Source organism: Terriglobus aquaticus, assembly GCF_025685415.1.
GTDB classification, from domain to species: Bacteria; Acidobacteriota; Terriglobia; order Terriglobales; family Acidobacteriaceae; genus Terriglobus; species Terriglobus aquaticus.
This window is the reverse complement of record NZ_JAGSYB010000001.1, coordinates 835,283-848,915: the sequence shown is the minus strand read 5'-3', so window position 1 is coordinate 848,915 and position 13,633 is coordinate 835,283. Positions and strand designations below refer to the sequence as shown.

Annotated in this window: 12 protein-coding genes and 1 tRNA gene; 4 read left to right on the top strand and 9 right to left on the bottom strand. The window is 62.5% G+C overall.

What is annotated here, in order from left to right:
- Position 1: 1 nt before the first annotated feature.
- The gene (locus OHL12_RS03715; protein WP_263412486.1) at positions 2-625 is read left to right on the top strand and encodes a CGNR zinc finger domain-containing protein; all 624 of its coding nucleotides are present in this window, start codon (positions 2-4) and stop codon (positions 623-625) included.
- Positions 626-721: 96 nt separating this feature from the next.
- Here the strand turns inward: OHL12_RS03715 and OHL12_RS03710 are convergent, their stop codons facing one another.
- From OHL12_RS03710 to OHL12_RS03700, 3 genes are all read right to left on the bottom strand, one after another.
- Positions 722-2,209 carry a serine hydrolase domain-containing protein gene (locus OHL12_RS03710; RefSeq protein WP_263415066.1) on the bottom strand — a complete coding sequence of 496 codons (1,488 nt, stop codon included), beginning with the start codon at positions 2,207-2,209 and terminating at the stop codon, positions 722-724.
- A gap of 566 nt (positions 2,210-2,775) precedes the next feature.
- Positions 2,776-2,863: transfer RNA gene (locus tag OHL12_RS03705), tRNA-Ser, on the bottom strand.
- A gap of 76 nt (positions 2,864-2,939) precedes the next feature.
- Positions 2,940-5,363: a lytic transglycosylase domain-containing protein gene (locus tag OHL12_RS03700; protein WP_263412485.1), complete on the bottom strand. Its 2,424-nt coding sequence runs from the start codon at positions 5,361-5,363 to the stop codon at positions 2,940-2,942.
- A gap of 164 nt (positions 5,364-5,527) precedes the next feature.
- On the opposite strand from OHL12_RS03700, the gene OHL12_RS03695 reads away from it, so the two are divergent.
- Together OHL12_RS03695 and OHL12_RS03690 are read left to right on the top strand one after the other, a co-directional pair.
- On the top strand, positions 5,528-6,154 hold the full coding sequence (locus OHL12_RS03695; RefSeq protein WP_263412484.1) for a sigma-70 family RNA polymerase sigma factor: 627 nt from the start codon (positions 5,528-5,530) through the stop codon (positions 6,152-6,154).
- A gap of 118 nt (positions 6,155-6,272) precedes the next feature.
- Positions 6,273-6,509, top strand: coding sequence for an anti-sigma factor family protein (locus OHL12_RS03690; RefSeq protein WP_263412483.1), 237 nt, complete (start codon positions 6,273-6,275; stop codon positions 6,507-6,509).
- Positions 6,510-6,517: 8 nt separating this feature from the next.
- Here the strand turns inward: OHL12_RS03690 and OHL12_RS03685 are convergent, their stop codons facing one another.
- Positions 6,518-8,113, bottom strand: coding sequence for a hypothetical protein (locus OHL12_RS03685; RefSeq protein ID WP_263412482.1), 1,596 nt, complete (start codon positions 8,111-8,113; stop codon positions 6,518-6,520).
- Positions 8,101-8,406 (bottom strand): PadR family transcriptional regulator, encoded by a 306-nt coding sequence (locus OHL12_RS03680; protein ID WP_263412481.1) that lies wholly within the window; start codon positions 8,404-8,406, stop codon positions 8,101-8,103. Before OHL12_RS03680 ends, OHL12_RS03685 begins: the two co-directional genes overlap by 13 nt.
- Positions 8,407-8,471: 65 nt before the next feature.
- On the opposite strand from OHL12_RS03680, the gene OHL12_RS03675 reads away from it, so the two are divergent.
- The gene (locus OHL12_RS03675) at positions 8,472-9,869 is read left to right on the top strand and encodes a DUF2252 domain-containing protein (protein ID WP_263412480.1); all 1,398 of its coding nucleotides are present in this window, start codon (positions 8,472-8,474) and stop codon (positions 9,867-9,869) included.
- Positions 9,870-9,955: 86 nt separating this feature from the next.
- On the opposite strand, the gene OHL12_RS03670 is transcribed toward OHL12_RS03675, so the two are convergent.
- The 4 genes from OHL12_RS03670 to OHL12_RS03655 all read right to left on the bottom strand — a co-directional run bounded on the left by OHL12_RS03670 (position 9,956) and on the right by OHL12_RS03655 (position 13,567).
- A complete protein-coding gene (locus OHL12_RS03670; protein WP_317889798.1) occupies positions 9,956-10,924 on the bottom strand; it encodes a hypothetical protein in 969 nt (322 codons plus the stop codon).
- 25 nt (positions 10,925-10,949) lie between these two features.
- On the bottom strand, positions 10,950-11,873 hold the full coding sequence (gene ftcD, locus OHL12_RS03665; RefSeq protein WP_317889833.1) for a glutamate formimidoyltransferase: 924 nt from the start codon (positions 11,871-11,873) through the stop codon (positions 10,950-10,952).
- Between the two features lie 148 nt (positions 11,874-12,021).
- Positions 12,022-12,750 carry an acyloxyacyl hydrolase gene (locus tag OHL12_RS03660; RefSeq protein WP_263412479.1) on the bottom strand — a complete coding sequence of 243 codons (729 nt, stop codon included), beginning with the start codon at positions 12,748-12,750 and terminating at the stop codon, positions 12,022-12,024.
- A gap of 76 nt (positions 12,751-12,826) precedes the next feature.
- Positions 12,827-13,567, bottom strand: coding sequence for a YebC/PmpR family DNA-binding transcriptional regulator (locus tag OHL12_RS03655; protein WP_263412478.1), 741 nt, complete (start codon positions 13,565-13,567; stop codon positions 12,827-12,829).
- Positions 13,568-13,633 lie beyond the last annotated feature (66 nt).

Here is a 13,633-nt window from a genome sequence, read left to right as displayed (position 1 = left end):
TATGAACGCAGCTGCCCATAAGTTGAACGATTGGAAGGATGGATTTCTGTTCGTGGCCAACCGGCCCATCCTGGATTTTCTAAATACAAAACCCGTCTTGGCGGATGGTCCTACGGAGCTGCTCACGGATGTTCGAGCGCTAGAACGGTGGATGGTGGCTTCCGGGATGATCAATTCGATCCGAGACAGGGCTGCGGTACGAAAATGGCGAGACTCCGCAGAAGCAGAAGCCTTCCTGAAACAGCTCATCACCTTCCGCGAGAGATTGAGGGAGGCTGTCCTGCGAATCGAGAGCGGAAAGCTACCGGGGGATGCGTTCGTCTCTGAGGTGAACTCTCTGCTGCTTCAGCACCCTCAACTTACGTCCTTGCACAAGCGAGACGGCAAGCTCATTCGGGAAACTCGTGTCGAACTGCACACACCTTCCGACCTATGGGCGCTCATCGCTAATGGCACAGCGAATCTATTGGTGGAGAAGGAACCTTCGCGCGTTCGCAAATGCGAATCGTGTGTCGTTCACTTTTTTGACACGAGCAAGAAGGGCTCTCGTCGATGGTGCAGCATGAACATCTGTGGCAACAAGGTGAAAGTTGCTGCCTACCAGCAAAGAAAGCGCGCAAACTGACGACCAGTCAACTCTCTCCACCCGATTCCGTCAACGCAGCGATCGGAAGGCTGCTTTGTTAACAGTGTTCGTCGCCGAGGACAGCAGCGTTTCTCCCTACCTCTTCCGCAAGTTCAACACGTACGGCAGCCGTGCGTTCTTCACGTTTGGATCGCCCGAAACTGCGAAGACCCGTCCAACGAGTTCGTTGTCTTTGCGGAGCAGTTTAATCTCCAGGCTACGAGCGCCGGTTCTCAGCACGTCGGGTGAAGCGATATACCCGTTCGTCAGCCCTGTCAGGGCTTCCCCCTCAGCACTGATCCGCTCAAGTGGCTCAGCGCTTTGGTTTCCAATGGCGAGAGTTGCCGCCTGTGCAGATTGCAGTTGCAAATGGATAGGCACATCGACCTCGTCATTTTGAAGTGAGCCGTACCATTGCCCCGCAAACCTCGCCGCGTCAACCATTGGGGTGGCAGGAAAGCCGCAGTCTTCCACGGGCTGAATCCAATCTCTTAACCCGCTCTGCATCACCTCATCACAGACGCCGTAAGCTAACGGAGTTGCATTCGACTGATTCGTGACGACCACACAGGCCAGATCTTTCGAAGGCACAAAGCACATTCGGTTCGCGACTCCCGGGTCTCCACCACTCTTGAAGAAGAATGGAACGCCGGAAACCGTGTGGCCCTGGAACCAACCAAATGTTGTAGCAATTCCGGACGGCCCGCGGAACACCGGTCGATGCAGCTCGGCAATCTCTTGCCTGCCCAGGATCGGCGCTCCATGACCAACATGGTGTCCCAGGTTGAAAAGCAGAAACTGAGCAAGATCGTGAGCGCTCGCATACAGCTCACCGGAGGCTGGAGTCGACGTGCGGTAGTGTGGGAGAGCGCGGCCGAGCGGATCGTAAGGCAGTGCCCCACTCGGAACCCGCTTCGCATCACTGCCGAAGAAGCTGTCCTTGAGGCCCAGTGGTAAGAGGACGCGGTCTCGCATAAGCGCCCCAAACTCAATCTGCGTCAAAGAGAGTGCGATGGCGTTCAGCGCGGCATATCCGAGATTGCTGTACTCGTAGACCGAACCGGGCGGATAGGCCAGCCTGCCATAGTCCTTCAGCAGCACGTCAGGGCTCGGGATAAGGCTGCTTTCGGCAGCCTCGTACGGCTCGTACATGCCAGGCAAGCCACTGACGTGTGCTCCGAGCATGCGCACTGTCGCGGCGGCCGGGTTGCCGTTCTCGCAGAAGATCTTGCTCCTCGCGAGGAACTCGTTCGCGCTGCCGTCAAGGGAGAGCCTGCCTGCAGCAACCAGCGTCATCAGTGTAGTCGTCGTAAAAGGCTTCGTGATGGACGCCATGCTGAATGGCGTGTGCGGCGTTACGTTGAGCCCTGCCTCCCGGTCAGCCCACCCGAAGCCTTCCTCCCAAACAATGCGCCCACCCTGGATCACCGCGACGGCCACACCCGTTGCTTCTCCGGTCGCAATCGCGTAGTCGATCTTCTTGCGCACCCCCTGAAAGAGAGAGGCGGAACTCAATTCGACAGGATCCGCTGCACCAGCGCTCAGCCTTGTGGAGATGAGAGTGCCGAGAGTAGCCGAAATCATTCCTTTCATAACATCTCGACGGCTAGCTCCCACTCTCATAGCCCACCTCTTCAGTTGAACTCCAGCAACACACATAGCGTTGTACGTGCATTTTGCTTCGTGAGTTCATCAACAGAAAGCCACAACGCGATCGGTCCTATAAGTCCGGCGTCTCGTCAACAACCGGCAACAACGGGCACATAGCAGGCGTGAGGCTCATCTGACCAGACGCCGACTCGACGAGCATCGCGTCAGCAACCGCATAGGTTCATGGCAGCTTTGGGATAGCTTCGGCGTGTCGCACGTCGGAAACGCGCTGCGCATACCCGCCTTCCGCCATGCGCTTCCCCATCTCGGCGTGTAGCAGGTGGTCGCACAGGCCACTCGGGACAGCGATGTTCAGAGCTGGTACATACATCTCACACCGAACTTGAAGCCGGGGAGCTCAACGATAACGACCGGAGACCAAGTTGGACAGATTTACCTGTCCGCATGTGTCCATTCGTCCTAACGTGACGACAATGGTTGTCAGGCTCAAGTCGCTCGACGAACCTAAGCTGCTCATTCTGTCTTGTTTGTGGGAAGGGTGGCGGAGAGACAGGGATTCGAACCCTGGATACCTTGCGGTATACACGCTTTCCAAGCGTGCGCCTTCAGCCACTCGGCCATCTCTCCGTACAGCCTCAGGCTAACACAGACTGCTGCCTCTACTTCGGCACGTCCATGCTCTCCGAGCCTGCCTCACAACCGATCACTGCCCTGCGTACAACTGCCGGTACATCTCGCGGTTTCGCAGGATGGACTGCACATAGTCCCGCGTCTCCGAGTACGGAATGGACTCAACAAACTCCGGGATGTCCTTGTAGTTGTTCTCGGCCATCCACCGCCGCACGGGACTGTCGCCCGCGTTGTACGCCGCCAGCGCATACTCCGCCTGGCCGCCAAACCGGTCCAGCACCGCTTTCAGGTTGCCCGTCCCCAGCCGCAGATTCGTCGACGGATCCAGCAGCATCCCTGTCTGGAATCGACCGATTCCCTGCTTCTTCGCCTCTGCCTTGCCGACGCTTGGCAGCAATTGCATCAGCCCATATGCATTCGCCCGCGAAACAGCCGCAGGATTGAACTCGCTCTCCTGCCGGATCAGCGAGGCAACCAGGTAAGGGTCAAGACCATGCGCCGCAGCATCGGTTGTCAGGTCGCTCCAATACGGCCGAGGAAACAACAACTGCCAGTACTCGTTCGGAACCTCGCGAATCGGCAAGGCAAAGAACGACGATCCCGCGCGCTTGATCGCCTGCAGAGACCGCACATTCTCGCCATAGCTGCGATAGATCTCCGCCTGCGCCAGCGCACCCCACTGACCGCTTCCTGGGCTGGCCTGGATCTCCGGCGCAATGTAGTCGTTCAGGCCGGCATTCGCCAACAGCCGCGCCTTGATCAGGTGCGGATCATTCTCCGGCAGCGCCTGCACCAGCGTTGGCGCGGGCGGCGTGCGCACGCTGCTCAGCGGAAACGCCGGCGCGACCGTCGGCTGCGCTCCCATGGCACGCAGCCGCTCGCGAGCCAGCACGCCATAGTAATAGTTCTGATAGCTCGTATTCAGCGCGTTGTAGAAGTTGGCAGCTTGCGCGTAGTTCTTCTCCGGATCCTCAAACAGCCGTCCCCGCCAGTACAGCGCGCTCGGCGCCTCGGTGCTGGTGGGGTATTTCGCGACCTGCTCTTCCATCAGCCGCGCGGCTTCCGCGTAGTTGCGTGAGCGGTAGTTCAACCACGCCGCCCGCCAGTGCGACGACGGCGCATACGTGCTGTTCGGGAACCGCCGAAACAGCTCCGAGTAGTTCGCAATCGCCTGCGCGCTGTTGCGCTTGATCAGGTACATGTTGCCGCTGGAGTACAAACCCTCCTCCAGCCATCGGCTGTTCGGGAAGCGCTGCTCCATCTGCTCCAGCAGCGACCGGTTCCCTGCCTCATCCCCATCATTGCGCGCCAGCTCGGCCAGAATGTAAAGCCGCAACGCCGCCGAGTCATCGCTCGTCTGCGGCAGCCGCTCCGCATCACGCCGTGACAGGTGCTTTTGCCGCAGATCGCATACCGCCGCGTAGATCTCCAGCGCATCGCGGTCCGCCTGCCCCAGCGACGCATCATCCCGCTCAATCGAGTGATACTCCGCCCCTGCTTCGGCATAGCGGTGCGCGTTGAACAAGGCATCTGCGTGCAGCTTGCGCTCTCCCGCGCTGGGTCCAGCGTTCAGCTTCTGCAGCTCGGCCTTGGCCTGCGCCGCCTCCGGCGAAAACGGCAGCCGCACATAGATCTGCCGCAGAATGGACGCTGCGGCTGCGTTGTCGCCCTGCTGCTCATGCGCCTTCGCTTCCGTCAGCAGGTAGTCCGCCTTCTGCGAAGCGGGCTGACCCATCTGCGTCGCCAACGCCCGCAAAGCCGCCGCTCCGTCGTTCTGCAACAGGTACGCCTGCGCCAGCAGCACAGGCGCGCTCGCGGCAAAGATGCTGTCCGGATACCGCGTCCCAAACCCGGTCAACAGCGTAATCGCGCCCGTCGCATCGTGGTTCTGCACCGAAGCCTGCGCCCCCAGAAAGTCGGCGTAATCCTTCAGGCTCGTACCCGCGTTGGCCGCCTGCCGGAATGCCCCACCTGCCGCGGCATAGCTGCGGTCCAGCGTGTACGCGTGTCCGATCGCCAGATACGCCGCCGCCGCTCCCTCGCCCGGGTGTGCTGCCGCATAGTTCTGCACGCCGGCGTACGCTGCCGCCGAACGCGTGCTCGCCAACTGCTGCGCCATCGGCCGCAACTGCTCCGTCTGCACAAACGCCGTGGACAACTGCCGGCTCACCGGAGTCGGTGCCGACTCCACCGTCCGCACATGCACCTGCGGAACGGCACGCCCGTGTACAGAGCGCGCACCACCAGAGCTTCGCCCACCTCGCGCACCGGCGGCCTTCCCTTGCGCCCGCGTGCCACCAACCCCGGCACGCCGGCTCGCCGCTGCGCCTGCGCTGCCACGCGCCGGTCCGTGGGCGCTGCCAGCCGTCTGCCGGGAGGCATGCTGCGACCCGGAATGCGCCGGCTTCTTCGGCACGGCACCCGCCGTGGCGGTTACACCGCATGCCACCAGGGCCAGCAGCCCGAACCGTCCTCTACTACCCAGCCCAAACGTCACACCTCCACAATAAGCCGGGCCGTGGCTCCCGGCGCGCTCCCGCCCAACCTTGTCCGAACCCATCTTGGTAACGGCACAGCACGGCTCCGCAATAATTCTCCTCGGCCCTTGGCACGCATCGTGATTGCGACCCAACCTCCGCGGTCGTACACTCAACAAGACGCATGCCAGTTCTGGAACAACCAGGAACCGAAGAGGTTCACCCCGATGTAGCTCTGGTCGAGCGGGCCAAGCACGGCGATGCCGAGGCCTTCGAGACGCTCGTGCGGCAGTACGACCGCGCCATCTTTCGCGTAGCCAACCACATCACGCAGAACCGCGAAGACGCCGAAGACATCGTCCAGGACGTCTTCCTCAAGGCCTACAACAAGCTCGACCAGTTCCAGGGCAACAGCAAGTTCTCCACCTGGCTCACGCGCATCGCGGTCAACGAGAGCCTCATGCGCCTCCGCAAGCGCAAGACCAGCCGCACCGTCAGCATGGACCAGGACGTCCAGACCGAAGAAGGCTCCATCCCGCGCGACTTCGCCGACTGGTCTCCCGATCCCGAGCAGCAGCTGTCCACCTCGGAACTCGGTGACATCCTGCAGAAGACCATCGCCGGCCTGTCCCCCGGCTTCCGTACCGTTTTCACCCTGCGCGACATCGAGAACCTGTCCACCGAAGAGACCGCACAAGCTCTCGGTCTCAGCGTTCCCGCCGTCAAGTCCAGGCTGCTGCGCGCCCGGTTGCAACTTCGCGAACGCCTCAGCCGCTACTTAAAGCGCAAAGACGGGTCGGTACAGCCGTGATGGCCTTCAGCACTCAGCGCACAGGCACCGCGGCGGTGTTCACGGTCCGTACAAAAATGTACTCACGCGTCGCACCTTCCACACGCCGCCGCGCATCTCTATCGTGGAGCGTGGTCCAGTGACCTGTACAGATTTCCTTGCACGCATGACCGATTACTTCGACAACGAAGTCGATGCGGAGCTGCTCGAAGAGATCCGCGCTCACCTGGCCGAGTGCGACCACTGCGAAATCCTGGTCAACACCACACGCCAGACCATCCAGATCTACCGCGACCACCAGGTCTACGAGTTCTCCACGGAGATGCGCGAGCACACCATCAGCAGCATCATGCACCGCTGCGGTCTCCGCCATTAATTCAGCGGTTACGGCTGCAGCGTAAAGCTCGACACCTGCACTCTGGCTCCAGCCAACTCACGGCCAGGTGCCAGCTTGAAGACAAGCGTGATCTCGTCGAATCTTGCTGATGCGGCCTCGCCCGCGATCGGAAAATGCAACGTCTCCGCCACGTTTGCCCTGCCGGTAGAGATCGCCCTCCCGATACTGGACCGGATCGGAACCGTTCCCAGGCTTACTGTCTTCGCTTGTCTTCCCGTCATGTCCCGTAAACGGGCCTCTACCTGGATCAGACCCACCCGCGTATCCGCATTCACCAGCGCGACGGACATGCTTCTGCAGCAACTCGCGTCCAGCCGCTTGCCCAGGTGCTGGTGAGCCTCCATTTCCAGGGGAGTCCAGTCACTCGAATGGACGTGCTCCTTGGTCGGATCGCCGCGTTGCACCTTGGCTCCCCGCGTAGGGCCGGTTGCCGGAGCCTGAAAGTACCAGTACGCTCCGTCGAATGGGATCACCAGCGGATGTGCCAGTCGCACCACGCCGCCCAGCACCGCTCTCGGCGGACTCAGCAGCAACTTGCGTTTTGGCAACGGCGGCGCCATCAGCACCACGCCCGAATACACCTTTGTGTTGATGGGCTTCAGTTGCGGCGCCCCACGCAATGGGTTCGCCAGAACCACAGAGCTTAGCCCTCCCATCTGCAACCCCATTTGCAAGAACGGCGTAAGAGCCAGGCATGTCAGCAGAAAACACGGCAGCACGGCGATCTGTGCCCGCACCGGAGCCGCAGAACCCTCTCGGGCCCGCACCGGTGTAAATCCCCATGCCAGGCAGGCCGTCGTCAGGATCACCAGCGAACACACCAGCGGAACCGCGCGGCAAACCGCCGCCAGCACAAGTGCCTGCATCAGCAACGCCGTAACAACTGCCAGCCGTGCCAGCCGCAACGCGCTCATCTGCGCTCCGGTTGCAAACATCGGCTCCGGCCCTGTTACCGCTTCCGCGTCCCACACCCGCTCCGCAGCCTGTTTTCGCTTGGCAAAGCTGGCCACCACTGCTGCAATCGGAACCGGCGCCAGCACAGCCCAGATCGCATGCTCCGACCAGACCAGCAGCAACAGCGGAATCCAGATTGCCGCACTCCACGCGCAGGCCAGCAGCGTCGCGCCCGGCCTCCGGAAGTACTCCCGGTACGCTCGATGCAGCAGCGCCACCGCTCCTAACGCCGCGAACGCCGCCACTCCCAGCAGAAACGCTGACCGCGACATCACCCCTGGCCACGACAGCGCATGCGCGCGCGGCGGCACCAGCAGTGCCACCACGCAAGTCGCCGCAATCAAGCCCACGGCCAGCGGCAACACCCACTCCGGCCACGTTTCCACGCCCATACTTTCTGAAGACACAGCAGCGTCGCTCACCGGCACCAGGGCCTCACCGCGGCGCAGCCGGCTCAGGATTCGGCGACCGGACAGCCCACCCACAGCGGCCACTACGGCCCACCCGCTCTGCCCTTCCTCCAGCAGGTCGCCCAGCACAGCCTCGCGCTCGCTCGCTTCCAACAGCGGCATCAGCGCATGCAGCGTCGCATCCGCAACCCTCGTCGACAGGCTCATCATTCCGCCCATGCCACTCCCCGGCTCACCCGTGTCACGGTCCGAAAGAACTCCTTCGCTTCGCGCACACCATTCGGAGTCAGCCTGACCATGCGCTTGGCCCGTCCGCCCCGCTCTGCTGTGGCCTCGCCCATCCACGTCTGCACGAGTCCCTTAGCTTCCATGCGGTCCAAAGTGGTGTATAGCGCACCGATCGACGCCTGCCTTCCCGACGCGGCAAGCAAGCGGCGAATCGCAGCTCCGTAGGCCTCGTCTCCAAGACGGGCCACAGCGGTAAGCACGAGGTATTCAAACTCTCCGACCATTACCACCACAATGTAGATCTAACAAGAGAAAGCTGGCAACGACAAACCGCAGTACTCTCCAAAAGATGGCTTCACTCACCCAGGCCGAGAGGCGCTCCGTCGGCGTGCTCGCGCGCAAGCACTGCTCCCGCTCCGATCTCGGCGATCTCGACGCCAAGCGCTGCGCCTCCGACCCTCTTCAGGTCCTCTCCGCCTCCATGCACGGGCGCATCGCCTCGCTGATTCCGCTCAAGTACCAGCGCATGGCGGCCTCGCCCTTCGGCTTCTTTCGTGGAGCCGCCTCCATCATGGCGGCGGACCTCGCCGCACACCCGCACACGGGTCTCGTCACCCAGCTCTGCGGCGACGCCCACGTCGCCAACCTCGGTGCCTTCGCCGCCCAGGACGGCGGGCTCGTCTTCGATCTGAACGACTTCGACGAAACCATCCAGGGCCCCTTCGAGTGGGACGTGAAGCGCTTCGCCACCAGCCTTCTGCTCGCCGGCCGCGAGACAGGCCTCGACCGCGAAGCACGTCAGGCCTCCGTCGACACCTTCACACAGAGCTACAGCACGGCCATGCAGCAGTTCGCCACCATGCCCGTGGTCGAGCTCGCTCGCTTCCAGATCAGGCGTCTGGCCCACCTTGCTCCCATCCCGGCCATCTTCCGCATCGCCCAGCGCAGCACCCCGCAGCGGCTCCTGGACAAGCTCACCGCACAGCCCGCCACACCGGGCGGCGCCCGTCATCTGCTTCACCAGCCACCCTTGCAGCAGGCCGTCACCGAACTGGAACGCGATGGCATCCTCGCCGGCCTGGAGCACTACGGCGCCACCCTCCAGTCCGAGCGTCGCCACTTCTTCGCGCAGTACCGTCCCGTCGATGTCGTCCTTCGCGTCGTCGGCACAGGCTCAGTCGGCCTTCGCTGCTATGTCGTCTACATGGAGGGCTCATCGCGGCGTCCAGGCAGCGATCCCCTGTTTCTCCAGGTCAAAGAGGAGCCGGCCTCCGCCTACGCCGCCTATCTTCCGCGATCCGCCTCCGGCACGCCGCACCAAGGCGAGCGCGTGGTCGACGGCCAGCGCCTCATGCAGCTCGTCTCCGATCCATTCCTCGGCTACACCACTGTTCACGGCCGCGACTACCTTGTCCGCCAGTTCAACGATCACAAGGCTTCGCTCGACCTCAGCTCCATCACCCCGGCAATGTTGCAGGGCTACGCCAGCCTCTGCGGCGAAATCCTGGCCCGCGGGCACGCTCGCGGTGGCGACCCCGCCGCCATCTCCGCCTACATCGGCAGCAATGGCCGCTTCAGCAAATCCATCCTGCGCTTCGCCGAGAGCTACGCCCGCAAGACCCGCCAGGACTGGAAAGCTCTGCGCCAAAAGATGAAGCAGCAAGGCATCCCACTCGTTGAAGCGGACACAACTTCCTCTAAATCCAAGAAGGCCAGCGCAACATCTGCAAAAGCCTCGAAGCGGTAGAGCTGATCAATCAGCAATGCCCCGAAACATAAACAGCGCAGCCAATTGGCTGCGCTGTTCGCATCTCCAAAACTACAGATGAGGTCTTACCGCACCACCTGCGAAAACAGAGGCGAGCTCAGCAGACTCGAAAACTGCCCGTCATTCGCCGCATAGCTTACCTGCAGCGTCCCCGAGCTGGAGTCGATCGCCGTCTCATCCATGGTGGCCTGTTCCAGCGGCGATCCTTGCGTCTTCCGCAACAGCACCATGCCCTTCATCAGGGTGGCCGCTGTCGCCGCCGTCACGGTGTCACTCATCACCACGGCCATGTTGAACTTCACACCGTTCTGAAAATCAAGCGTGTAGCGCGAAGACTTCATCCGGTTCTTCACCGTGTCGTAGTCCGTCAGGCTCGCCGCTTCGCCCAGCACGCCGCGCATCATGGTCTGCGTGCCCTTCTGGTCCAGCAGGCTCCACAGGTTCTTCTGGTCCACAGTGGCCATCTCGTTCATCATGTCGCCATTCTGCACAAAGCTGCCCGAGAGCCCATCGCGTGCATCCAGCCCCGCCTTTACGGCGTTCGCATCTCCAAACAGCATCGTCGTCTGGTTCAGGAACACAACGCTATACCCGGCAGCACCCATCGGGTACACCTGGTTGTTGCGGATGATCGTCGGCTTCGTCTTCTGCTTGGCAAAATTCGCCAGGATCGACGCCGTCTGGAACTGCCCTTGCGCAATGCCCAGAGTGCGCGTCTGGTTCTCAGTACCAGGTACGCGGTACGCCGCAAACGCCAGCGTATCGGTGTCCCGATCCACCTTCAGACCGCTCTGCTTCAGCGCCGTCTCCAGTCGCTTCAACTCCGGCGGCAGCACCCGGTCCTTCAGGCTCATTGCCGCGTTGGAGTTCTGCATTGCCCGGTAATCCACAACGATCAACTGCTGCACGTCACGCGGAATCGCTCCACGCGCATCGCCGCTCAACTGCGCGGCCCGCGCGCTGGTCGTCAGAGCACACGCACCCACCAGCATGCCCATGCCCAGCGTTCTCTCCAGGGTCTTTTTCAAACTCATCCGTTTCACTCCTCGTTCCGGGCGCTCAGGCAGCTAGCACCGGGCGCACCAGCCCCGGCCATGCCAGCGGAGAAGCCAGCCGCGCCTCCAGCACTTTCTGCTCCCAGCGGAACTGCGGTATTTGACGCACCCATGCGGCGTTTGGCTCACATGCGGCCTCGGGGATCAGGCCGATCAGTTCCCCTTCTGCAATTCGAACACCATGCCGCTGCGCCAGCAATCCCACTTCCCGGTGAACTGCTGCCACCGGAGTCAGCCGCAGGTCCGTCAGGTTCATGCTCACTTGGGCGCGGCCGTCCACCATGACTCCCATGGCTTTCACCCCGGGCATCCCTCCGCCGGCCGCCCTCAACTGCTTCGCAATCGCCCGTGCAACGGAGACATCAGTCGAATCCAGGTAGATGTTGTACGCAATCAGAAATTGCCGCGCCCCCACCGCCGCTGCTCCCGCCGTAGGATGCAGCGCTCCCGCACCCACATCCGGCCAGCGCCGCGAATCGGTCCGCACCGCCGCGCACAGGCCCTCAAACTGCCCGCGCCGCACCTCTTCCAGCTTCACCCGGTCGGGCCGCACCGCCGCCGCTTCATAGAAGTAGACCGGCATTCCGTACCGCCGCCACATCTCCATGCCGGCGCGATGCGCCAGCTTCACCACGTCGCCCATGCTGATGCCGCGCACCGGCACAAACGGAACCACGTCCGCAGCCCCGATCCGGGGGTGCTCCCCGCTCTGCCGTGTCAGGTCGATCAACTGGCAAGCCCGGCCCACGCCGCGAACGGCCGATTCCGCCACCGCCTCGCACGGTCCCGCTACCGTCACCACGCTCCGGTTGTGCGCCGCGTCCATCGACCAGTCCAGCAGCCGCACCTCCGGCACCTGCATCGCTGAGACGATCTCTCGCACTACTTGTTCATCCCGCCCCTCGGAAAAATTGGGGACGCATTCCACAATCTGATCGCTTCGATCCAGAACTTCAGCCACTGCACAACCAACTCGCCCGGGCGTTGTTAGCCCCGTCTTGATTCAACCGCGCGCGCTCTCTGCGTGTCCTCCCGGAGCGCTCCCGCGGCCTTAATGCCCTACTGCCTCACATCCACTACTTCCACCACGAATACCCAATCGAGAACTGAACGCTCGCGTTCACCCCCGGGTTCCGGTCGCCCAGGCTCGCCGACGAGATGTGCACGCCGTTCGCACTCAAGTCCAGGCTCTGCCGTGGCTTGACGAAATAATGCAGCCCGATCCCGCCCTGCGGTGTGAAATTCCAAACACTCGCGTCAGAGCCCAATCCATCGTTGATCAGATTCACCGGCCCTTGACCATACGCCGGATACTTATGATTCGTCCAGAGCAGGCCGCCCGCCGCCTGGGCCCACGGCATTACCCGCCGCCCGTGCGTAAAGTTCCAGCGCAGAATGATGGGCGTCACAGAAACGCCATGGAACGTTCCACCCACCGTGTACGGCGCCGAGCACTGGATCACCGCCGGGTTCACCGTCGGCGTGCAGTACTGCCGCTGAAATGTGGGCGTGTTCGACTGCCAGTACGGAAACAGCTCCGCCCCGTATTCGAAGTTCCCGCGGAAGACACCCTGCCCGATCTGCCCGGTCAGCACCTTGCCCACGTGCGCTCCAGCCATAAAGAACTGGAAGTCATCGCGATTCTCGGTCACGCCCTTGCCGCCCTGGAACAGCGCACCCACGTTCCAGGCCCGTGCATTGGCCAGCGCCGGCACCGCATCCGCGCCGCTCCTCGCCTGCGCTCCCGCCACACCCGTCCACACCAGCAACGCCGCCGCGGCCCAACTCTTCCGTCCCACCATCATCCCTATCCCTTATGACGCGCAAAAGCCGCCCGACATGGCGGCCCTCGCGGTTCCCTGTTGCCGATTCGTGTTCGGCCTACGCGGCGACCGTCGCCTCGTCAAAGTCAAAGTTCGAATACACGTTCTGCGTATCGTCCAGATCTTCCAGCACATCCAGCAATCGCATCATCGCGTTGGCCTGCGTGCCTTCCAGCTTCTGATACGTCGACGGCACCATCGAGACTTCCGCGTGCTCTGGCTTCAATCCCGCCGCGGTCACCGCATCGCGAACCGCCTCAAACTCCTTCGGCCCGGTCACAATCTCCCAGTGCTCGCCCTGGTCGTTCAGGTCCTCGGCGCCGCTCTCCAGCACGATCTCGGTCAGCTTCTCTTCGTCCGCCGCGTCCTTGGCAAGCGTGATCACGCCCTTCTTGGCAAACATGTAGCCGACCGAGCCAGACTCGCCGAGGTTCCCACCATTTTTGCTGAACGCGTGTCGAATTTCGCTCACCGCGCGGTTCCGGTTGTCCGTCAACACGTCCACCATCACCGCAACGCCGCCCGGACCGTAGCCCTCAAAGGTGATCTCTTCGTAGCTCAGGCCTTCGATTTCACCCGTGCCACGCTGCACCGCACGCTTAATGTTGTCGGCCGGCATGTTCTCTGCCTTGGCCGCCAGGATTGCCGTCCGCAGCCGCGGATTGCCATCCGGATCGCCGCCGCCCTGCTTCGCCGCCACCGTGATTTCCTTGATCAGCCGGGTGAAGACCTTTCCGCGCTTGGCGTCCGCCGCCCCCTTCTTATGCTTGATCGTTGCCCATTTTGAGTGGCCAGACATAATCCAAAACCTCAGCTCTTCCGTGCATTCCCGCGCAGGCCATCACGGCACAGCGCAGCCGCTGAC

What these genes read in the sequence shown, in the direction of transcription:
- OHL12_RS03710 (WP_263415066.1), bottom strand. Translation starts at nt 2,209, where the DNA reads ATGATTTCGGCTACTCTCGGCACTCTCATCTCCACAAGGCTGAGCGCT.
- OHL12_RS03715 (WP_263412486.1), top strand. Translation starts at nt 2, where the DNA reads ATGAACGCAGCTGCCCATAAGTTGAACGATTGGAAGGATGGATTTCTG.
- OHL12_RS03675 (WP_263412480.1), top strand. Translation starts at nt 8,472, where the DNA reads ATGGCTTCACTCACCCAGGCCGAGAGGCGCTCCGTCGGCGTGCTCGCG.
- OHL12_RS03695 (WP_263412484.1), top strand. Translation starts at nt 5,528, where the DNA reads ATGCCAGTTCTGGAACAACCAGGAACCGAAGAGGTTCACCCCGATGTA.
- OHL12_RS03660 (WP_263412479.1), bottom strand. Translation starts at nt 12,750, where the DNA reads ATGATGGTGGGACGGAAGAGTTGGGCCGCGGCGGCGTTGCTGGTGTGG.
- OHL12_RS03670 (WP_317889798.1), bottom strand. Translation starts at nt 10,924, where the DNA reads ATGAGTTTGAAAAAGACCCTGGAGAGAACGCTGGGCATGGGCATGCTG.
- OHL12_RS03655 (WP_263412478.1), bottom strand. Translation starts at nt 13,567, where the DNA reads ATGTCTGGCCACTCAAAATGGGCAACGATCAAGCATAAGAAGGGGGCG.
- OHL12_RS03685 (WP_263412482.1), bottom strand. Translation starts at nt 8,113, where the DNA reads ATGGGCGGAATGATGAGCCTGTCGACGAGGGTTGCGGATGCGACGCTG.
- OHL12_RS03680 (WP_263412481.1), bottom strand. Translation starts at nt 8,406, where the DNA reads ATGGTCGGAGAGTTTGAATACCTCGTGCTTACCGCTGTGGCCCGTCTT.